This is a genomic window from Chitiniphilus purpureus (genome assembly GCF_025642115.1).
Classification (GTDB): Bacteria; Pseudomonadota; Gammaproteobacteria; order Burkholderiales; family Chitinibacteraceae; genus Chitiniphilus; species Chitiniphilus purpureus.
Genome location: NZ_CP106753.1, coordinates 1,818,813 through 1,838,746, shown reverse-complemented (window position 1 = coordinate 1,838,746; position 19,934 = coordinate 1,818,813). Strand labels below are relative to the sequence as shown.

The following is a 19,934-nucleotide window of genomic DNA, read 5'->3' as shown; positions in this document are numbered from 1 at the left end:
GCCATGGCGCTTATCGTTGCACGGCCGCAAGGGCTGTACTGCCCGGCCGGCGATTTCTACATCGATCCCTGGCGGCCGGTGGAACGCGCCGTGATCACCCATGGCCATGGCGACCACGCCCGTGTGGGTCACGCCCACTACCTTGCCGCGGCGCCCGGCGCAGGCGTCCTGCGCGCGCGGCTGGGCGGGATCTCGCTGGAGACCCTGCCCTACGGCACGTCCATCCTGCATCACGGTGTACGGCTGAGCCTGCATCCGGCGGGGCACGTGCTGGGCTCGGCGCAGGTGCGGCTGGAGCATGGCGGCGAGGTCTGGGTTGCCTCGGGTGACTACAAGGTGGAAGCCGATGCCACCTGCGCCCCGTTCGAGCCGGTCCGCTGCAATGCCTTCATCACCGAATCGACCTTCGGTCTGCCCATCTATCGCTGGCAGCCGCAGGCGGCGCTTTTCGCGCAGATCAACGACTGGTGGCGCGGCAACGCGGCACAGGGCCGCACCTCGGTGTTGTTCTGCTACGCCCTGGGCAAAGCACAACGCATCCTGGCCGGCCTGGATCCGGCCATCGGCCCGCTGGTCGCGCACGGCGCCGTCGAGCCGCTCAACGCGGTCTATCGCACGGCAGGTGTTGCGCTGCCGCCGACCCGGTCGGTCGCCGAGGTCGATCCGGCCGGTTTGAAACACGCCTTGGTGCTGGCACCGCCATCGGCGCAGAACAGCCCGTGGCTGCGGCGCTTCGGCGACTACGCCGATGCCTTCGCCAGTGGCTGGATGCAACTGCGCGGCGCACGGCGCCGGCGCGCTGTCGATCGTGGATTCGTGGTCTCCGACCATGCCGACTGGCCGGGCCTGCTGACCGCCATCGCCGCCACCGGCGCCGAGCGTGTCTTCGTCACCCACGGCCAGAGCGGGCCGCTGGTGCGCTGGCTGTGCGAAACCGAGGGCCTGGCGGCGCAGACCCTGCAGACCGAATACGGCGACGAGGATGACACACCGATCGGAGTGGCGGCATGAAGCGGTTCGCCCAGCTTTATGCAGCGCTGGATGCCACTACGTCCAGCAACGCCAAGCTCGCCGCCCTGCAAACCTATTTCGCCAGTGCGCCCCCCGAGGACGCCGCGTGGGCGGTGTACTTCCTCGCCGGCGGCAAACCGCGCCAACTGGTGCCGGCGAAACTGCTGCGCCAGTTGGCACGCGAAGCGGCGGGCCTGCCGGAATGGCTGTTCGACGAGTGCTACCACGCCGTGGGGGATCTGGCGGAGACCATCGCGCTGGTGGTGCCGGCCGGCGACGGTGCCGACGAGGAAGGGGCGGGCCTGGCCGGGTGGCTGGAGCAGCGTCTGCTGCCGCTGCGTGGCATGGCGCCCGACGCGCTGGCGACACGCCTGTCGCAGCTGTGGCGGCAATTGGACCGGCAAGGCGTGTTCGTTGCCACCAAGCTGATCACCGGCAGCCTGCGCGTCGGCGTCTCCCGGCTGCTGGTGACGCGGGCACTGGCCGCGGTGGCCGGGGTGGATGCCAAACTCGTGGCGCAACGGCTGGTGGCCTACACCCACCTCGCCGCACGGCCGGGCGCCGAGCAATTCCAGGCACTGATCGCGCCGCCGGACGCCACCACGCGCCGTGGCGGGGCGCCCTACCCGTTTTTCCTCGCCCATCCATTGCAGGGGGACCCGGCGGCCCAGCTTGGGCCGCTCGCCGCCTGGCAGGCCGAGTGGAAATGGGATGGCATCCGCGCCCAGCTGGTCAAGCGCGATGGGACCTGCTGGCTGTGGTCACGTGGCGAGGAACTGGTCACCGAGCGTTTTCCGGAATTGGCGGCACTGGCCGAAGGGCTGCCCGACGGCACCGTGCTCGACGGCGAGATCGTGATCTGGCGCGATGGACAGGTGCAGCCGTTCGCGCTGTTGCAGCAGCGTATCGGCCGCAAGACACTGGGCGCTGCGTTGCTGCGCGAGGCGCCGGCGGCCCTGCTCGCCTATGACCTGCTCGAATGGCAAGGCGAGGACTGGCGGGCGCGGCCGCTGCAGACGCGCCGCGCCCAGCTGGAAGCGGTGCTGGCCGCGCGTGCCGCACCCGCACTGCGCTGCTCGCCGCTGCTGCAGGCGGCCGATTGGCCGGCGCTGGCTGCACTGCGCGGACAATCACGGTCGCTGGGTGTGGAAGGGGTGATGCTCAAGGCGCTGGCCAGCGCCTACGGGGCGGGCCGCACCAAGGATGTGGGCGTGTGGTGGAAATGGAAGATCGACCCCTACTCGGTGGACGCGGTGCTGATCTATGCCCAGGCCGGACATGGCCGCCGCGCCAGCCTGTATACCGACTACACCTTCGCCGTCTGGGATGGCGACGGTCCACAGCGCCAGCTGGTGCCGTTCGCCAAGGCGTATTCGGGCCTCACCGATGAGGAGATCCGCGACGTCGATCAGTACATCCGCCGCCATACCGTGGAAAAGTTCGGCCCGGTACGCAGCGTGACGCCAGCCCTGGTATTCGAGCTGGGCTTCGAAGGCATTGCACGCAGCACCCGGCACAAGAGCGGCGTGGCGGTGCGCTTTCCACGCATCCTGCGCTGGCGGCACGACAAGCCGATCGCCGAGGCCGACACCCTCGCCACGCTGCAGGCCCTGCTGCCGGCCGGATCATGACCAGGGCCCGGCCGACCCGCCCGCAGGACTGGCTGGCCACCCGTGGCTGGCGGCCGTTCCCGTTCCAACGCACGGTATGGCGGGCGGTGGCAGAGGGTGAATCCGGGCTGCTGCATGCCGGCACCGGCGCCGGCAAGACCCATGCGGTCTGGCTGGCGGCGCTGGCACGCTTTGCCGATCCGGCCGCCGCGGCACCGCTCACGGTGCTGTGGCTGACCCCGATGCGCGCGCTAGCCAGCGATACCGAGCGGGCCCTGGCCGAACCAATGGCGGCGCTCGCACCCGGCTGGACCCTGGGTCTGCGCACCGGTGATACCGGCAGCGCCGAGCGGGCCCGGCAGGCGCGGCGGCTGCCCAGTGCACTGATCACCACCCCCGAAAGCCTGTCGCTGCTGCTGGCCCGCGCGGATGCGCGCGCAGCGTTGCGTTCGGTACGCATGGTGGTCGTCGACGAGTGGCATGAACTGCTGGGCAACAAACGCGGGGTACAGGTCCAGCTCGCATTGGCCCGATTGCGGCAATGGAATCCGACGCTGCTGACCTGGGGGCTCTCGGCGACGCTCGGCGATCTCGCACACGCCTCGGCGGTGCTGCTGGGCGGCGCCACGGGCCGGCTGGTGGAGGGCCGGTCGGACCGGCTGCCGCAGATCGACACCCTGCTGCCGGCCCGGCCGGAACGCTTTCCCTGGGCTGGTCACCTTGGGTTGCGCATGCTGCCGGCGCTCATCACCGAGCTTGAGGCCGCCGGCAGCAGCCTGGTGTTCCTGAATACCCGCTCGCAAGCCGAACGCTGGTACCAGGCCCTGCTCGAGGCACGCCCCGATTGGGCCGGCCTGATCGCGTTGCACCACGGCTCGCTCGACCGCGAGGTACGCGACTGGGTGGAACAGGGGTTGAAGCAGGGCCGGCTCAAGGCAGTGGTCTGTACCAGCAGCCTGGATCTGGGGGTGGACTTCTCGCCGGTGGAGCGCGTACTGCAGATCGGGTCGGTCAAAGGCGTGGCGCGCTTGCTGCAGCGCGCCGGCCGCGCCGGCCACGCCCCGGGGCGCCGGCCCCGGATCACGCTGGTGCCCACGCACAGCCTGGAGCTGATCGAAGCCGCCGCGGCACGACAGGCGGCAAAGGCCGGCCAGCTCGAAGCGCGCCGCTCGCCGGAGAAACCGCTGGATGTCTTGGTGCAGCATCTGGTCACCGTTGCGCTCGGCGGCGGATTCCGCCCCGAGACCCTGCTGCCCGAGATCCGCAGCACCTGGGCCTATCGCGAGCTTGCCGACGACGAGTGGCAATGGGCGCTGGCCTTCGTGCGTCAGGGGGGCCCTTCGTTGCACGCGTATCCGGAATATCGCCGGGTGGCGCCGGACGATGCCGGCGACTGGCGCGTGCCCGACGCGCAGGTGGCAAGGCGGCACCGGATGGGCATCGGCACCATCGTCAGCGACGCCGGCGTGACGGTGCAGTTTCTGCGCGGAGGTCGGCTCGGCACAGTGGAGGAAAGCTTCATCGCACGGCTCAGGCCGGGCGAGGCATTCCTGTTCGCCGGGCGTCTGCTGGAACTGGTCCGGGTGCATGGCATGGTGGCCTACGTGCGACTGGCAGGCGGGGCCCGTGCGGCGGTGCCGCGCTGGAACGGCGGACGCATGCCGCTTTCCACTGAGCTGGCAGACGCGATGCTCGCGCAGCTGGAACACGCGGCGGCCGGGCAACTGGACAGCCCGGAGCTGCGCTGCGCAGCCCCGCTGCTTTCGCTGCAGGCCGCCTGGTCCGCCCTGCCGGGCCGGGATACGCTGCTGGCCGAATCATTGCGCTCGCGCGAAGGCTGGCACCTGTTTCTCTACCCGTTCGCCGGTCGGCAGGTGCATCTGGGGCTGGCCAGCCTGCTCGGTTGGCGCCTTGCCCGGCAGCAACCGGTCACGTTCTCGATCTCGGTGAATGACTACGGCCTTGAGCTGCTGTCCGCCACCGCCATCGATTGGCCGGCCCGGTTGCAGCCGGCGCTGTTCGATGACGCCGGGCTGCTGCAGGATCTGCTTGCCGGTCTGAACGCCGGCGAACTGGCGCAGCGGCGCTTTCGCGAAATCGCCCGGATCTCGGGGCTGGTGTTCAACGGCTACCCCGGCGCGGCCAAAAGCGCGCGCCAGTTGCAGGCTTCATCCAGCCTGTTCTACGAGGTATTCCGGCAGCACGACCCGGACAACCGGCTGCTGGCACAGGCCGAGCATGAGGTGCTGTGGCAGGAGCTGGAAGGGCAGCGGCTGGCCGAAACGCTTGCCACATTGCGCACGCGCCGCCTAGTGCACCAGGCGCTCAAACGGCCGACGCCCTTTGCCTTTCCACTGATGGTGGCGCGCTTTCGCGAGCGGTTGGGCTCGGAAAAACTGGCCGAGCGCATCGCCCGCATGCTGGCGGAACTCGAACGCGCCGCCGGGGGCGAGGCGACGACGGATGTGGCCGCGTCGCTCGCCTTCGAGCAGCCGGCCGCAGTGGCCCCGCCGCGCAGGCGCCGCCGCCCATGAGCCATCTGGCACTGTCGCTGGCCGGCGAAACACTCTGGCTGCTGCCGGACAAGGCCCTGTACTGGCCAGCCCGGCGTCTGCTGCTGCTTGCCGATCTGCACCTGGGCAAGGCAGCGACATTCCGCGCCCGCGGCCAGCCGGTCCCCGATGGCACCACCGCGACCAATCTGGCGCGGCTCGACGCTGTGCTGGCGCGATACGAAACCACCAGCCTCATCTTCCTTGGCGACCTGCTGCACGCCCGCGAAGCACTGACACCGGCGCTGCTGGAGCGCCTGGCCGCCTGGCGGGCCCGGCATCCGGGGCTGGACTGCCTGCTGGTACGCGGCAACCATGACCGCCATGCCGGCCCGCTGCCGGACGCGCTCGGGATCGACACGGTGGCCGAGCAGCCGGCCGGACCGTTTCTGCTGCGGCACGAACCGCACCGCGAGCCGGGCCGGATCGTGCTGGCCGGACATGTACATCCGGCCTATGTGCTGCAAGGCCCGGGGCGCGACCGGGTGCGCCTGCCCTGCTTCAGTATCGAGGACGATCTTGGCGTGCTGCCGGCCTTCGGTGACTTCACCGGCAGTTGGACCGTGGCATCGGCGCCTGGGCGCCGGATCTATCTGGTTGGGGACGGGCAGGTATGGCCGGTGCCGCCAGTGCGCGGCTGAAGTCCCCCATCATCGCTCGCCAGCGCGGCACCGGCTACCGGTCTGAAAAGCCGCAGCACCCCGTTGCGGCGCCATGCAGGCTTTGCGCAATCCGGTGTAAAAACTGCCCGGCACCCCCTTCAACACCGGTAGTGCCGGACAGCGGTGGGCGCCATGCTGGAAGAGCAGAGTCCAGACCCCTAGATCCGGTCGAGCCGGCGGTGTTCGGTGCCCAGGTCAGCCGGCCGGCCGGTCAATGCCGCCTTGGCCAGCCGGTACAACTGCACCATACGGCCGGAGGACGCCTCCCAGTACTCGGCTTGGGTGATGTCGACGCGCAGCAGCACCAGATGCGGATCGTCCAGGCCGCCGGGGAAGAACGCCTGATAGACCGGGCTCCATAAGGCGCTGGCGCGCTCGCGGTCACGCACCACCGAAGCGAGGCCCGAAACCGAGACGAAGCGCATCGCATCCGGATCGGCGTAGCTGAGGTTGACGTGATGTTCGCGCGTCACCTCACGGTAGGTGCCGGTGGTGTCGGCGGTGAAGAACCACAGCGTGCCGTCGAATTCCAACTGCTGATTGGTCATCGGCCGGCTGCGCAGCTGGCCCAGTTCGGCATCGAAAGTAGTCAGCATGCCAAAGCGGAAATGCGCCAGCTGCGCCTGGAGTGCCTGTCGGTCGGGGTGATGCTCATCCATGATCGGGGCCTTTCTCGTTCGGAAAAGCCCTGCTCATGCAAATTCCATTCCGATCGCAATGGCATGAAAGGTGCTTGTATCCAGGCTGTCTTCTTTTCCGATCGATGCCATGGTCTGCTTTTGCCGCCATCCTTCGCCCCACCCGCCTGGGCCTGCCACCCGATCACTTGGGGAGGAACAGCCATGAAGCGGGGTCGCCCGGGCCCCGCCCTGTTCAATCGTTTTGCCCAATGGGCAGCCGTCGCCTCCGGGGCGCCACGCACCTTTCTGCTGGCGGCAGCGCTGGTGTTGATCTGGATCGTGACCGGCCCGCTGTTCGATTTCTCCGATACCTGGCAGCTGGTGATCAACACCGGCACCACCATCATCACCTTTCTGATGGTATTCCTGATCCAGCACACCCAGAACCGCGATACCCAGGCGCTGCAACTCAAGCTGGACGAGCTGATCCGAGCCGTGCATGGCGCGCGCAATCAGATGATCCAGGCCGAGGAACTGGACGATCAGGAATTGGCCGAGTTGAAGCGGCAATACGTGGAGATTGCTTCCAAAACACACGAGCGGCTGGACGACGTGTTGCAGACCCTTGATCGGGAACGGCCCCGCAACTCGGCCTGATCATAGCGCCGGGCATGGCATGGCCTGTGCAGGCCGCGTTACGGGCAGTGCCTGGCAAGGCGCCGCGGGATTTCATCGGCGATTTCGCGTGCCAGATAGCCCAAGGGGCCGATACGCGCCGCCAGCGCTTCGCCGGCCTGCGCATGCATTGCCACGCCCCAGGCGGCCGCCTGTTCCAAGGTTGCCCCGCGTGCGGCCAATCCGGCGATGACGCCGGCCAGCACGTCGCCGGAACCGGAGACACCGAGCCCCGCATTGCCCCCCTGGTGGCGCCAGATCCGGCCGTCCGGGCGGGCGATGTGGGTGACGGCACCCTTGAGCACCACCGTTGCACCCCAGCGGGCAGCGGCGGTGCGGACAGCGCCAAGCGGATCCTTCAGCACCTCGGCCTTGTCCAGCTCGGTCAGATGCGCCAGCTCCCCTGCATGCGGCGTGAGCAGCACGTTGCCCTCGCGGGGCGGCTGCCACGTCCAGCCGGCCATGGCCGTCGCATCCAGCACCAATGGCAACGTCCCCAGCGCGGGCAGTACCGCGTTGACCAGGGCGGCAGCGGCGGCTTCGTCCTGCATGCCCGGACCGATCAGCAGCGCATCAACTCTCGGGAGCAGGTCGTTCAGCGCCGCGGCCCCTTCCGGTGCCAGGCCACCCTGCTGGGTTTCCGGCAGCGCGATCACCCTGGCCTCAGGCAACATGGCTGCCGCCATCGGTGCAGCGGGTGCGGTCGTCGCCACGGTGAGCTTGCCGGCACCGGCACGCAACGCGGCGGTGGCTGCAAGTACCACGGCGCCTGGCATCTGGACACTGCCGCCCACCACCAGCACATGCCCACGCGACTCCTTGTCACCGCTGGCATCGGGCTGTGGCAGTGGCCAGTCGTGCAGCGCCGCCTCATCCAATAGCGCAGGCTCCAGCGTCAATATTGCGTGCGGCATCATGGTTTGGGTGCCACCGGGGCATCGGGTTCAGTGGTGATGGGCGCGTGTCCTTCGGCCAGCGGCACCACGAAATTCACCTGTTCCAGCACCAGCTTGCCGGAGCGCCCCTGCGCCGGGTCGAAGCGATAGCTCGTCACCGAACAGTTGGGCACATCCGCCATCCGGTCGATTTCCAAGATGCGCTGCTCATCGAGCCGTTCGAGCAGATAACGAAAGCAGTTGACGATCACCTGGTGCCCCACCACCAGCACATTCTCACCGCGATATTCGCGGGTCAGGGTGTCGATCACGTTCCGCAGCCGCAGGATCACATCGCACCAACTTTCGCCGCCCGGCGGGCGGAAATAGAACTTGCCGACATGCGCCCGCTGCTCGGCAAGCTCTGGATAACGCGCGGCGATCCCTGTCCTGGTAAGCCGGTCGGTGATGCCGAACTCCTTCTCGCGCAGGCGCTCATCCTGTACCAGCGTGGCTTGCGTCAGCCCCGCCGCGTCGACCAGCAACCGGGCGCTCTGCAGTGCGCGCAGGTAGGGCGAGCACAACACCACGTCGGGCTGCGCCTGGCGCGGCATTGCGCCGAACCATTGCCCGAGCGCCTTGGCCTGCCGTTCACCCAGGGTGGACAAGGGCACGTCCATGTCGCGCTCGGCAATGTCTATGGTCGGCAGGCGCGCGGCCTCGGCCGCATCACGCGCCACATTGCCGGCGCTTTGCCCATGCCGCACCAGCCAGAGCCGCTGCGGCCATTTCTGCTCGGCCATCGCGGCCGCTCACTCGGTACGTTGACCGGGGTAAGGCGCACCCGTGTCGTGATCGAACGGCGCCTGACGCCCGGCCTCACCCTGGCGCCGGCTCCGTTGTTCGGCGCGCTCGTTCTCGGTGAGATCGCGCTGTGCCTCGCGATCATGGCGGGGTTGCGGGGTGTGCTGCGACATGACGGCCTCCCTCGGGCATTGATGCCCCCGTTGTACTCCCGCCCCGTCAGCACAGCCATAGGACAGCCACCTGCCCGCACGTAGGACAGCGTCCCGGCCGGCGCGGCCCGCCCGCAGCAGGCTCAGCGGAACATGAAGTACACCGCCCCGACCAGACACAGGCCGGCCCACACAAAATCGAGCTTGAACGGCTGCCCCATGTAGTACACCGCAAACGGGACGAACAGCCCCAGCGTGATGACCTCCTGCATGATCTTGAGCTGCGCCAGCGAATACACGGTGAAGCCGATGCGGTTGGCCGGCACCTGCAGCAGGTATTCGAACAACGCGATGGCCCACGATACCAGCGCGGCGATCCACCAGGGCGCCGCGTTCATATGCTTGAGGTGGCCATACCATGCAAAAGTCATAAAAAGATTGGAGGCGATCAACAACAATGGTGCGAGCACACCGGCGGGTAGGTTCATGGCACGATCAGGGGGAGGTTTTGCTAGAATTCGCGAGTTTACGCACAGCCTGACGTGGCGTCGCCGCCCTGCGCCGGGTGCCGCGGCATTGCATGCCTCCCGGAAACACCGTTACGGAATCGCCAAACACATGATTGTTCGCCGAGCGCTGCTTTCCCTCGTACTCCTGCTTGTCGCCGGCCCATTGCATGCCGGCGAGGTGGACGATATCCGCCATCTGGTCCAGGCCCGCGAATACACCGAGGCGCTGGCACGGGCCGAGCGCTATCTCGCCAGGACACCCAAGGACGCGCAGGTGCGCTTTCTGCGCGGCCTGACCCTGGCCGAGCTGGGTCGCTCGCAGGAGGCGATCAAGGCCTTCACCAGCCTCTCGGAAGACTACCCGCAGCTACCCGAGCCTTATAACAACCTGGCGGTGCTGTACGCGCAGCAGAACCAGCTGGACAAGGCACGCGCGGCGCTGCAGCTGGCGATCCAGACCAATCCCAGCTACGCGGTGGCGCACGAGAATCTCGGGGACCTGTATGCGCGCATGGCCTCGCAGGCGTATGACAAGGCATTGCAGCTGGAAGGACAGAACCGCCAGGTGCAGACCAAGCTGACCCTGGTGCGCGAATTGTTCGGCGGCGGCCACGTGGTGGCGCCCAGCCGCCGTCAGCTGGCGCAGGCCGAGCCGCCGGCGCCCCGTCCGACCAAGGCGGCCGCACCGCAGCCCACACCCCGGCCGCCGACGCCGACCCCGGCACCGCCCAGGCCGACGGCTGCACCGAAGCCGACGACTGTGCCCAAGCAGCCCCCCGCGCCGACGGCCGTGCCGACCCCGGCCGTGGCACAGAGCGAGCGCGAACAGCAGCAGGTGATCGAGGCGCTGCAGAATTGGGCGCGCGCCTGGTCCAGGCAGGATTTCGACGGCTATCTTGCCGCCTACTCCAGAAAGTTCGACACGCCGCGCGGCCAGCGCTTTGCCGACTGGGCGGCCGAACGCCGGCCGCGCGTGACCGGGCCGCGCTTCATCGACGTGGCGCTCTCGGACATCCGTATCGATCTCAAGGACGACGCCACCGCGGTGGTGCGCCTGCGCCAAAGCTATCGTTCCGACCGCCTGACCAGCAGCACCGGCAAGACGTTGGTGCTGGAAAAATCGGGCGGACGCTGGCTGATCCGGGAGGAAAGGACGTAAGTGAAGCAACGCGTATTACCGTGGGCCAAGTTGTCGGTCTGCCTGCTCCTGCTGCTGTTCTTCACGCCGGCGGCGCAGCCCCGGCTCACCCCACCCTGGCCGCAACCGCACCTGTCCGCATTCGACCATCCGGGCGTCGCCATCCAGGGTTCGCCGGAGGCGATGATCGTCGCTGCCATCGACGCGGTCCGCGAGGGGCGCATGGCCGACGCCCGCGCCACCATCGACGCATTGCTCGCCAAGGCGCCGAACTACCGGCTGGCGCATCTGGTCTCCGCTGATCTCTATGCAATGCGGGCAGCACCGCTGGCGGACCTTGGCGGTGGGGTGGCCAGCGCGCCGCAGGACCGGCTCGACGACCTCAAGCGCGAAGCCCAGGTCAGACTGCTGCGCCATACGGCACCGCCGCCCGTGGGCCATCTGCCGGCGCAGCTGCTCGCACTCTCGCCGGCGCAGCGCCATGCCGTGCTGGTCGATACCGGCAGCGCCCGGGCTTACCTGTTCGAAAACGACAAAGGCGTGCCCCGTTACGTCACCGACTACTACGTCACCATCGGCAAGCTTGGCATCGACAAGCTCAAGGAAGGCGACCAGCGCACGCCGTTGGGTGTCTACTTCGTCACCGGGCATATGCCGCGTCTGCAACTGGACCGCATCTATGGCGAGGCAGCCGAGCTTTACGGCGTGGGTGCCTGGCCGATTTCGTACCCCAACGAATTGGACCGGCGCGAAGGCCGCACCGGCCATGGCATCTGGCTGCACGGCGTGCCCTACGACACCTATGCCCGCGCACCGCAGGCTTCCAACGGCTGTGTGGCGCTGACCAACGAAGACATGGCGGCCCTCGCCCGGTGGCTGCAACCCGGCACGACGCCGGTGGTCAACGTCACCCAGGTCGATTGGCTGCCGCCGCATGCCTGGCGGCAACGGCGCGAAGCGGCACTGGCCCGAATCGAAGCCTGGCGCGCCGCCGCCGAGACAGCCGAACCCGCGCGGCTGCAGGCATTCTACGGCTCGCAGTTCAGCACAGAGGAAAGCCGGCCTGCGCGGGGCGGCACGGTGCGACCGCAGGCGATCGCGCTCGAAAACATCAGCCTGTTCGCCACCGCCGGCGAGCGGCCACAGTGGGTCGCCACGTTCGACCAGCAGTCACGCAGCGAGCGCACCCAGATCAGGCAACGCAAACGGGTGTACTGGCAGCAGGAAGGTACGGACTGGAAGATCTTGTGGGAAGGCCGGGCCCGGGCCGGTTGAACGCGGCAGACAGATGCCCGGCAACGCAAAACCCGGCGATATGCCGGGTTTTTTTGCATGCGCGGAGCAGGCTACAGCGTCAGCCCGCCGGTCACCTCGATCGCCGCACCGTTGATATAGCTTGCCTCGTCCGAGGCGAGAAAGGCATAGACGTTGGCGATCTCGGCCGGTTGCGCGAGCCTGCGCATCGGCACCCGCTCCTCCATCGCCTGGATCACCTTGTCCGGCATGCCGTTCAGGATGGGTGTGGCGACAAAGCCCGGACACACTGCATTGGCACGGATGCCTTTCTTGCCCAGCTCCTTCGCCCAGGTCTTGACGAAGCCGATCACGCCGAACTTGGCAGCCGCATAATTGGTCTGGCCGAAGTTGCCGTAGACGCCCACCACCGAGGACGCATTCAGGATGACGCCGCTGCCCTGCTCGAGCATGGTGTCTACCACGGCGCGGGCACAGTTGTAGACGCCCTTCAGGTTGATATCGATCACCCGATCGAACTGCTCGTCGCTCATCTTGTAAAGCTGCGCGTCGGCAACGATGCCGGCATTGTTGACCAGCACATCGATGCGGCCGAACTGCTGCTTGACGTCCGAGACCATCTGGGCGATCTGTGCCTTGTTGGTCACGTCGACCAGGAAACCGGCGGCGGTGGCGCCAGCGGCGCTGAGCTCCGACACCACGCGGTCGACGCCATCGCGGTTGACGTCGCAGACCACGACCTTGGCACCCTCGGCGGCGAATTTCTGGGCAGTGGCATGGCCGATGCCACTGGCCGCGCCGGTGATGATGGCTACCTTGTCTTTAAGTCGCATGCTTGAACACTCCCATGGCGAAGGAATCGGCGCGCCGCAAGATGGCGCGGCAGCATAGTGTAAGCATAGGCGTTATTGTGCGATGCAGCAACGGAAACGCGCCGCAAGCAGGGCAACCGGCGACCGGCGCCTAGCGGGAGGACTGCTGGTATTGGTCAAGCAGGGTACGGCAATCGACGATGCGCAGGTCGTTGTCGCGGGCGAAGGTCATGATGAAATCGAACACGCGCGGGTCGATCTTCTCGAGCTGCTTGTCCACCGCAACGCAACGGACATTGTCGAGCACCATGGGGCGCACATACGGCGCATACGAGAGCTTCTGGTCGAAACCGAAGGTGGAGAGGATGCCGGAGAGCCGCTCTGCCCAGTCGCTGGGCCGGAATTCGCGACCGTTGCTGGTGATACCCTGAATGATGATTTCGTATGGGTTGCAGATCATGACGAGAGGAAAACTTGGCGGATGTCCTTGGCAGACGTTGTCAGTATACCACCTGCACCACCATGCCGCGCGAAAAACCTCGTCAGCTTGCCGCCGACCGCCCTCCGGTCTTGCCAGCCGCCCCCCGCCAACTAAATAATGTTTGTTTTTACAAGAGAGTAGCCTGCGGCGCGCCGTGCCGGGGCAGCCCACTTTATGCGCCATTACCTGCAATTCAAGGATTTTACCCGCGAAGAGTACGACTATCTGTTCGAGCGTGCAGCCAAGCTCAAAACCATGCGCCGCGAAGGCCGGCTTTACCAGCCTTTTGTCGGCAAGGTGCTGGGCATGATCTTCGAAAAGTCGTCCACCCGTACCCGGGTTTCCTTTGAGGCGGGCATGGCGCAACTGGGCGGGCATGCGATGTTCATGCAGTCCAAGGATACGCAGCTGGGCCGGGGCGAGCCGATAGAGGATGTGGCCAAGGTCATGAGCCGGATGGTCGACATCGTGATGGTGCGCACCTATGAGCAGACCATCATCGAGCGCTTTGCCGAGAATTCGCAGGTGTCGGTGATCAATGGTCTGACCAACGAATACCATCCCTGCCAGATCCTGGCGGATATCTTCACCTATATCGAACACCGCGGCCCGATCAGCGGCAAGACTGTGGCGTGGATCGGCGATTCCAACAATGTCAGCAGAACCTGGCTGCAAGCGGCCAAGCTGTTCGGTTTCAAGCTCAACCTTGCCTGCCCGCGCGGTTACGAGATGACGGTGCTGGACGGCGACACCTACAGCAGCGAGCATTTCGAGCAGTTCTACGATCCCTATCAGGCCGCGCGCGATGCGGACATCGTCACCACCGACGTGAGCACTTCGATGGGCTACGAGCGCGAGACGCTGCAGCGCAAGAAGGATTTCATCAATTACAAGGTTTCCGAGAAGGTGATGCTGCAGGCCAAGGCCGATGCCGTCTTCCTGCACTGCCTGCCGGCGCACCGCGGCGAAGAGGTGGACCCGGAAGTGATCGACGGCGCGCAGTCGCTGGTCTGGGACGAGGCGGAGAACCGCATGCATACGCAAAAAGCCGTGCTCGAATATCTGTTGCTCGGCCGCGTGGAGGACTGACGGCACCGTGAGCATCCTTGGCGTCACCGACCTTGCCACCTATGCCCTGGGTACCCTGATCATCATCCTGATGCCCGGGCCCAACTCGCTGTTCGTGCTGACCACGGCCGGCCGGCATGGTGCCCGCGCCGGTTTTGCCGCAGCGGGCGGGGTGTTCTGCGGGGATCTCGCGCTGATGCTGGCTGCCGTGCTCGGCGTCGCTTCGCTGATGCATGCGCATCCGGTCGCCTTCGATGCCGTCCGCTATCTGGGCGCGGCCTATCTGGCCTGGCTCGGATTGCGGCTCCTGCTCGCACAGGCCAGGCCCGCCCGCGATCCTGCCGCGTGCGCCGCGGCGGCGAGCCCGGGGCGCGCCTTCCGCCAGGCGCTCGGCATCTCGCTCGTCAATGTCAAGGCCATCCTGTTCTTCATGGCCTTCTTCCCGCAATTCGTCGACCCGGCCTATTCGCACGTGGCGCTGACCTTCGTGCTGCTGGGCAGCATCGTGCAGGTCTTTTCGATGGCCTACCTCTCGATGCTGATCCTTGCCGGCAGCCGGATCGCCCGCCTTGTCGCGGCAAGGCAGGGCATGGCAGGACTGGGGCGCCGGATCACCGGCCTGTTGTTCGTCAGCTTCGGCCTCAGGCTCGCCATCGACCGTTGAATACCGTAGACCGGCGCAGCGCCAGTGCGCGACGGTCGCATGAACACACTGGCTTACTCTTGGGGGGATTCCATGTCTGACGTAAAAAAAGTGGTGCTGGCCTATTCGGGCGGGCTTGATACCTCGGTGATCCTGAAGTGGCTGCAAGACCAGTATCGCTGTGAAGTCGTCACCTTCACCGCCGACCTGGGCCAGGGCGAGGAACTGGAACCGGCACGCCAGAAGGCACTGCAGTTCGGCATCAAGCCCGGGAACATCTACATCGACGATGTGCGCGAGGAATTCGTGCGCGACTTCGTGTTCCCGATGTTCCGTGCCAACACCATCTACGAAGGCGAATACCTGCTTGGTACCTCGATCGCCCGTCCGCTGATCGCCAAGCGCCTGATCGAGATCGCCCGCGAGACCGGCGCTGACGCCATCAGCCATGGCGCCACCGGCAAAGGCAATGATCAGGTCCGCTTCGAGTTGGGCGCGTATGCGCTGATGCCGGAAGTGAAGGTGATCGCCCCGTGGCGCGAATGGGATCTGCTGTCACGCGAGAAACTGCTGGCCTACGCCGAAGCCAACGGCATCCCGGTCGAGATGAAGCACAAGAACGGCGGTGCACCGTACTCGATGGACGCCAACCTGCTGCACATCAGTTTCGAAGGCCGCCACCTGGAAGACCCGAAGGCCGAGGCCGAGGAAAGCATGTGGCGCTGGACAGTCAGCCCGGAAGCCGCGCCGGATGCCGCCGAATACATCGACCTGGAATTCGAGAAGGGCGATGTGGTCGGCATCAATGGGGTACGCCTGAAGGCCCACGAGGTGCTGGCCAAGCTCAATGAACTTGGCGGCAAGCACGGCATCGGTCGTCTGGATCTGGTCGAGAACCGCTATGTCGGCATGAAAAGCCGCGGCTGCTACGAAACCCCGGGCGGCACCATCCTGCTGAAGGCCCACCGCGGCATCGAGTCGATCACGCTCGACCGTGAGGTGGCACACCTCAAGGACAGCCTGATGCCGCGCTATGCCGAGCTGATCTACAACGGCTACTGGTGGAGCCCGGAACGCCGCGCGCTGCAGGTGCTGATCGACCACACCCAGGGCTATGTGAACGGCTGGGTGCGCCTGAAGCTGTACAAGGGCGGCGTCTCGGTGGTCGCGCGTGACTCCAAGGACACGCTCTTTGATCAGACCATCGCCACCTTCGATGACGACGGCGGCGCCTACAACCAGGCGGATGCCGGCGGTTTCATCAAATTGAATGCGTTGCGCCTGCGTATCGCCGGCAAGAAGGGCCGTTAAGCTTGCCGCAGGCGTCGATGCCGGCCCCGCGCACCTGCGCCGTTCGGGGCCGGCTCTCTCTGGCACCTTGCCCTCGACGCCGTTGCCGCGCCCAACCCCGGAACCAAGACCCCTATGCTCGACGCCATTGCCAACATGTCCGAAGAGGCCTTCACCACACTCACGGTGTCGGTGCTCTGCACGGCGCTGATCGCCTACATGGGCTTCATCATCTACAAGCTCGCCAAGGACTCGAAGGCGGGCAAGTACGGCACGCTGGTGTTGTTCTTCGTGCTGGGCTTCGGCATGTTCGGCTTTATCGTCAAGACCATCCTCACCGAAGTGCTGCAGAAATAAGCGGCACGCCTCTGGAAGATATCATGAGCCAATTCGACAACGTTTCCGTCCTCAAACAAGCCAACGTCTATTTCGACGGCAAATGCGTCAGCCACACCGTCATCCTGGCCGACGGCAGCCGCAAGAGCGTGGGCGTCATCCTGCCTTCCACCCTCACCTTCAACACCGGCGCGCCGGAAGTGATGGAATTGATCGCGGGCAGCTGCCGCGTCAAGCTCGCAGGCCAGAACGAAGCCACGACCTACGGCGCCGGTACCTCGTTCGACGTGCCCGGCGACGCCAGTTTTGAAATCGAAGTGACCGAGACATTGCACTACGTCTGCCACTTCGGCTGATCGCCCGCGCCGTCCGCTGGCCGCGATTGCCGCAGCTTCGGTCCGCCGGATGCTCGAAATCCCCATGCACCACCGGGTACACTGCGATTTCGGGGCGCCGCGCGGCATCGATCTGCCAAGCCCTGCCGACAGCTGACACGGGTGCCAAGGAGCATACTGCATGGATGCGAACTACCCTCGATTGATGGCTGCGTACAACCGCTGGATGAACGAGCGCCTGTATGCAGCCTGCGACCGGCTCGACGACACCACGCGCCACGCCGACCTCGGCGCGTTCTTCAAATCCATCCACGCCACGCTCGATCACCTGCTGTGGGGCGATACCGCCTGGTTCAACCGGCTGCAGCAGCAGCCGGTCGAGCTGCCACCGCTTGGCACCCTGCTCTGCCCGGACTGGGATGATCTCAAGGCGGCCCGTGCCAGCCTGGACGAACAACTGGTCGAATGGGCCGACGGCCTGACCGAAAGTTGGCTGGCACAGCAGTTCAGTTTTACCAGCCGCCTCTACCAGCGTGAATTCACCCAGCCCCGCTGGGTGTTCGTCACCCATTTCTTCAACCATCAGACCCATCATCGCGGCCAGCTGACCACACTCCTGGCACAGCTCGACATCGACTTTGGCATCACGGACCTGCCGATGCTGCCCGAGCTTGCCGATCCGGACTGGCTGACGCACTGAACGACGAGGAACCCGGCATGCCCTCTTTCGATATCGTGTCCGAGATCGATGAAGTGGAAATCCGCAACGCGGTCGAACAGACCAACAAGGAAGTCGGCAACCGTTACGACTTCAAGGGATCGGACGCGCGGGTTGAGCAGAACGACAAGGTGCTGACCGCGTTCGCCGACAGCGAATTCCAGCTCGATCAGGTCAAGGACGTGCTGGTCACCAAGCTTGCCAAGCGCGGGGTGGACATCCGTGCGCTCGACGAAGGCAAGGTCGAGAAGGTGTCCGGCAACAAGGTCAAGCAGGCGCTGACGATCAAGACCGGCGTCGACTCGGACCTCGCCAAGCGCATCGTGCGCGCGATCAAGGATTCCAAGCTCAAGGTGCAGGCCGCGATCCAGGGTGACGCGGTCCGTGTCTCGGGGGCCAAGCGCGACACGCTGCAGGAAGCGATTGCGCTGATCCGCAAGGCGGTCGACGACTTCCCGCTCCAGTACCAGAACTTCCGCGATTGAAGCGCCCCCGCATCATGCAGTGGTCAGCGCGCCAGTCCGCCAGCATCACCGTGTTCGCCATGCTGTTCGGCCTGGGGATGATCTCCATCCTGGGCTATCAGGTGAACAGTTCATACCGGGCGCAGATGGCCCAGGCCCGCTCGCGCGTCGACAATCTGTCGCAGATGCTCGAAGCGCAACTGCGCAGCGCCCTGCGCGAGGTCGATCTGGTGCTGCGCGATCTGGAGGACCGGGTCGATGTGCCGGCACTGGCGCGCAGCCCGCTGGACGACACCCGGGCCAAGGCGCTGCAGGGCCTGCTGCTGGACAAGCTGACGCTGGTGCGGCAGGCGGACAACATCCTGCTGATCGCGCCGGATGGCCGTGTGGTCTACCAGGCACTTGATTTCGGCACCGCGCAACCACCGTTCGATGCCGCACAGCTGGCACGGATCCGCGACGACCCCTACCGTGAACGGGTCTATGCGCGGCTGCAAGGCACGGACAAACACCAGCAGGGCATCGCATTGGCACGCCGGCTGGAAACACGCGACGGCCAGTTTGCCGGCCTGGTGGTCGCCAACGTCACGACCGCCTACTTCCAGCAGGTGCTCGATACGCTCGATCTCGGTCAGCACGGGATCGCGCTGCTGGTGGACGAGCGCAGCGCGGCCGTCGCACAACGGCCGGGCGAGCGGCCGGCCGACGATTTCTCGCCGGACCCGCAGCTCCTGCGTCAACTCAACAACGGCACGCTGGCGACAGGCATCACCGTCCTTGAGAACGGGGCCGGGGTCACCCGGCTGGTCAGCTACCGCCAGTTGGCAGGCTCGCCGTTCTCCGTGGTGGTGAGCACCTCGTCGCGCGACTACCTCGCCAGCTGGCGCAACAACAACCTGTACTACCTTGTCGGCGGCAGCCTGCTGCTGGCGATGGCGCTGATGATGATCTATTTCTTCTGGCGCTCGCACCGGCTCGCACGCAACCTGCAGCAGAAGGAAAGCCGTCTCAACGTGAGTGAGGTCCGGTTCCGCCAGATGATCGAAACGATCCCGGTGGCGTTGCTGCTGGCCCGGCTGCCCGAGTGCTTCATCACCTACATCAACCAGCAGGGCGCACGTACCTTCGACATTCCCCAGGCGGGTGCGCTGTCGCTGCGCGCAGCCGATTTCTACCTGAACAGCAGCGATTTCCGCGAGCAGTTGCTCGCCATGGACCAGACGCAGGGCATACGCAACATCGAGGTACGGATGCGGCGCTGGAGTGGCGAGGCGTTCTGGGCCAGCCTGTCGATGTCCAGCGTCACCGTCGGCGAGGAGATCACCCTGATGATCGGCGTCTCGGACATCACCGAACGCAAGCGGCTGGAGGGCGAGCTCAAGCGCCGTGCCACCACCGACAGCCTGTCCGGCCTGTCGAACCGCGCGCATTTCATGGAGCTGGCCAACCAGGAACTGGCACGCGCGCAGCGCTATGCCCGGCCCTTGGCGCTGCTGATGCTCGATATCGACTACTTCAAGCGCATCAACGACACCCATGGGCACGACGTGGGCGATCAGGCCATCCGCGCCGTCGCCCAGGTACTCAGCGCCACGCTGCGCGATGTGGACGTGGTGGCGCGTATGGGCGGCGAGGAGTTCGCCGCACTCCTGCCCGAAACGACTCCGGAGCTTGCCTGTGCTGCGGCCGAGCGTGTCCGCGTCAATATCGAGGCGCATCGGATTGCACTCCCCAACGGCAGCGAACTTGCCTTCACCGGCAGCATCGGCATCAGTGCGCTGCGCCGGGATGATCAGTTGATCGACGATCTGCTCAAGCGCGCGGACCTTGCGCTCTATCACGCCAAACATCACGGCCGCAATCAGAGCGCGCTCTACGACGAGATCGAACCGCAGCAGTCGGCTTGACCTTCATCAACGCGCAGA

At 66.2% G+C, this 19,934-nt stretch carries 22 protein-coding genes; 15 read left to right on the top strand and 7 right to left on the bottom strand.

From position 1 onward, the window contains the following. The first annotated feature begins 3 nt into the window (after nt 1–3). From N8I74_RS08560 to pdeM, 4 genes are read left to right on the top strand one after another with little or no spacing between them, the layout of a single operon-like run. Nucleotides 4–1,011, top strand: coding sequence for a ligase-associated DNA damage response exonuclease (locus N8I74_RS08560; protein WP_263126474.1), 1,008 nt, complete (start codon nt 4–6; stop codon nt 1,009–1,011). After that, a complete protein-coding gene (locus N8I74_RS08555) occupies nt 1,008–2,642 on the top strand; it encodes an ATP-dependent DNA ligase (protein WP_263126473.1) in 1,635 nt (544 codons plus the stop codon). Before N8I74_RS08560 ends, N8I74_RS08555 begins: the two co-directional genes overlap by 4 nt. Beyond that, on the top strand, nt 2,639–5,155 hold the full coding sequence (locus tag N8I74_RS08550) for a ligase-associated DNA damage response DEXH box helicase (RefSeq protein WP_263126472.1): 2,517 nt from the start codon (nt 2,639–2,641) through the stop codon (nt 5,153–5,155). Before N8I74_RS08555 ends, N8I74_RS08550 begins: the two co-directional genes overlap by 4 nt. Continuing rightward, complete coding sequence (pdeM, locus tag N8I74_RS08545) at nt 5,152–5,814, top strand: ligase-associated DNA damage response endonuclease PdeM (protein WP_263126471.1); 663 nt, start codon at nt 5,152–5,154, stop codon at nt 5,812–5,814. Before N8I74_RS08550 ends, pdeM begins: the two co-directional genes overlap by 4 nt. A gap of 179 nt (nt 5,815–5,993) precedes the next feature. Here pdeM and N8I74_RS08540 read toward each other — a convergent pair whose 3' ends face one another. Further along, a complete protein-coding gene (locus tag N8I74_RS08540) occupies nt 5,994–6,494 on the bottom strand; it encodes a pyridoxamine 5'-phosphate oxidase family protein (RefSeq protein ID WP_263126470.1) in 501 nt (166 codons plus the stop codon). A 183-nt stretch (nt 6,495–6,677) separates the two neighbouring features. Between N8I74_RS08540 and N8I74_RS08535 the strand changes: the two genes are divergently transcribed. Beyond that, nucleotides 6,678–7,112, top strand: a complete 435-nt coding sequence (locus tag N8I74_RS08535; protein ID WP_263126469.1) for a low affinity iron permease family protein — start codon at nt 6,678–6,680, stop codon at nt 7,110–7,112. A 38-nt stretch (nt 7,113–7,150) separates the two neighbouring features. Here N8I74_RS08535 and N8I74_RS08530 read toward each other — a convergent pair whose 3' ends face one another. The 4 genes from N8I74_RS08530 to N8I74_RS08515 all read right to left on the bottom strand — a co-directional run bounded on the left by N8I74_RS08530 (nt 7,151) and on the right by N8I74_RS08515 (nt 9,449). Further along, a complete protein-coding gene (locus tag N8I74_RS08530) occupies nt 7,151–8,047 on the bottom strand; it encodes an NAD(P)H-hydrate dehydratase (protein ID WP_263126468.1) in 897 nt (298 codons plus the stop codon). Further along, complete coding sequence (locus N8I74_RS08525; RefSeq protein WP_263126467.1) at nt 8,044–8,808, bottom strand: histidine phosphatase family protein; 765 nt, start codon at nt 8,806–8,808, stop codon at nt 8,044–8,046. Before N8I74_RS08525 ends, N8I74_RS08530 begins: the two co-directional genes overlap by 4 nt. A gap of 9 nt (nt 8,809–8,817) precedes the next feature. Beyond that, nucleotides 8,818–8,982 (bottom strand): hypothetical protein, encoded by a 165-nt coding sequence (locus N8I74_RS08520; protein WP_263126466.1) that lies wholly within the window; start codon nt 8,980–8,982, stop codon nt 8,818–8,820. A 122-nt stretch (nt 8,983–9,104) separates the two neighbouring features. Continuing rightward, the gene (locus N8I74_RS08515; protein WP_263126465.1) at nt 9,105–9,449 is read right to left on the bottom strand and encodes a DMT family protein; all 345 of its coding nucleotides are present in this window, start codon (nt 9,447–9,449) and stop codon (nt 9,105–9,107) included. Between the two features lie 130 nt (nt 9,450–9,579). Between N8I74_RS08515 and N8I74_RS08510 the strand changes: the two genes are divergently transcribed. Together N8I74_RS08510 and N8I74_RS08505 are read left to right on the top strand one after the other, a co-directional pair. Continuing rightward, on the top strand, nt 9,580–10,629 hold the full coding sequence (locus tag N8I74_RS08510; RefSeq protein WP_263126464.1) for a nuclear transport factor 2 family protein: 1,050 nt from the start codon (nt 9,580–9,582) through the stop codon (nt 10,627–10,629). After that, nucleotides 10,630–11,883 (top strand): L,D-transpeptidase family protein, encoded by a 1,254-nt coding sequence (locus N8I74_RS08505; RefSeq protein ID WP_263126463.1) that lies wholly within the window; start codon nt 10,630–10,632, stop codon nt 11,881–11,883. Between the two features lie 71 nt (nt 11,884–11,954). On the opposite strand, the gene fabG is transcribed toward N8I74_RS08505, so the two are convergent. After that, entirely contained in the window at nt 11,955–12,695 is a 741-nt protein-coding gene (gene fabG / locus N8I74_RS08500; RefSeq protein WP_263126462.1) for a 3-oxoacyl-ACP reductase FabG, read from the bottom strand. Nucleotides 12,696–12,825: 130 nt separating this feature from the next. Continuing rightward, nucleotides 12,826–13,134, bottom strand: a complete 309-nt coding sequence (locus tag N8I74_RS08495; RefSeq protein WP_408611895.1) for a DUF3579 domain-containing protein — start codon at nt 13,132–13,134, stop codon at nt 12,826–12,828. Between the two features lie 195 nt (nt 13,135–13,329). Between N8I74_RS08495 and argF the strand changes: the two genes are divergently transcribed. The 8 genes from argF to N8I74_RS08455 all read left to right on the top strand — a co-directional run bounded on the left by argF (nt 13,330) and on the right by N8I74_RS08455 (nt 19,916). Further along, nucleotides 13,330–14,244, top strand: a complete 915-nt coding sequence (gene argF, locus N8I74_RS08490) for an ornithine carbamoyltransferase (protein WP_263126461.1) — start codon at nt 13,330–13,332, stop codon at nt 14,242–14,244. Between the two features lie 7 nt (nt 14,245–14,251). Further along, nucleotides 14,252–14,887: a leucine efflux protein LeuE gene (gene leuE / locus N8I74_RS08485; RefSeq protein ID WP_263126460.1), complete on the top strand. Its 636-nt coding sequence runs from the start codon at nt 14,252–14,254 to the stop codon at nt 14,885–14,887. Nucleotides 14,888–14,959: 72 nt separating this feature from the next. Further along, nucleotides 14,960–16,177, top strand: coding sequence for an argininosuccinate synthase (locus N8I74_RS08480; protein ID WP_263126459.1), 1,218 nt, complete (start codon nt 14,960–14,962; stop codon nt 16,175–16,177). Nucleotides 16,178–16,291: 114 nt separating this feature from the next. Beyond that, a complete protein-coding gene (locus N8I74_RS08475) occupies nt 16,292–16,513 on the top strand; it encodes a DUF2788 domain-containing protein (RefSeq protein ID WP_263126458.1) in 222 nt (73 codons plus the stop codon). A gap of 23 nt (nt 16,514–16,536) precedes the next feature. Further along, nucleotides 16,537–16,848, top strand: coding sequence for a pyrimidine/purine nucleoside phosphorylase (ppnP, locus tag N8I74_RS08470; RefSeq protein ID WP_263126457.1), 312 nt, complete (start codon nt 16,537–16,539; stop codon nt 16,846–16,848). Between the two features lie 160 nt (nt 16,849–17,008). Further along, nucleotides 17,009–17,527, top strand: a complete 519-nt coding sequence (locus N8I74_RS08465; protein WP_263126456.1) for a DinB family protein — start codon at nt 17,009–17,011, stop codon at nt 17,525–17,527. Between the two features lie 17 nt (nt 17,528–17,544). Further along, a complete protein-coding gene (locus tag N8I74_RS08460) occupies nt 17,545–18,030 on the top strand; it encodes a YajQ family cyclic di-GMP-binding protein (RefSeq protein WP_263126455.1) in 486 nt (161 codons plus the stop codon). After that, a complete protein-coding gene (locus N8I74_RS08455) occupies nt 18,027–19,916 on the top strand; it encodes a sensor domain-containing diguanylate cyclase (RefSeq protein ID WP_263126454.1) in 1,890 nt (629 codons plus the stop codon). The genes N8I74_RS08460 and N8I74_RS08455 overlap by 4 nt, the downstream gene beginning before the upstream one ends. Nucleotides 19,917–19,934: the final 18 nt, after the last annotated feature.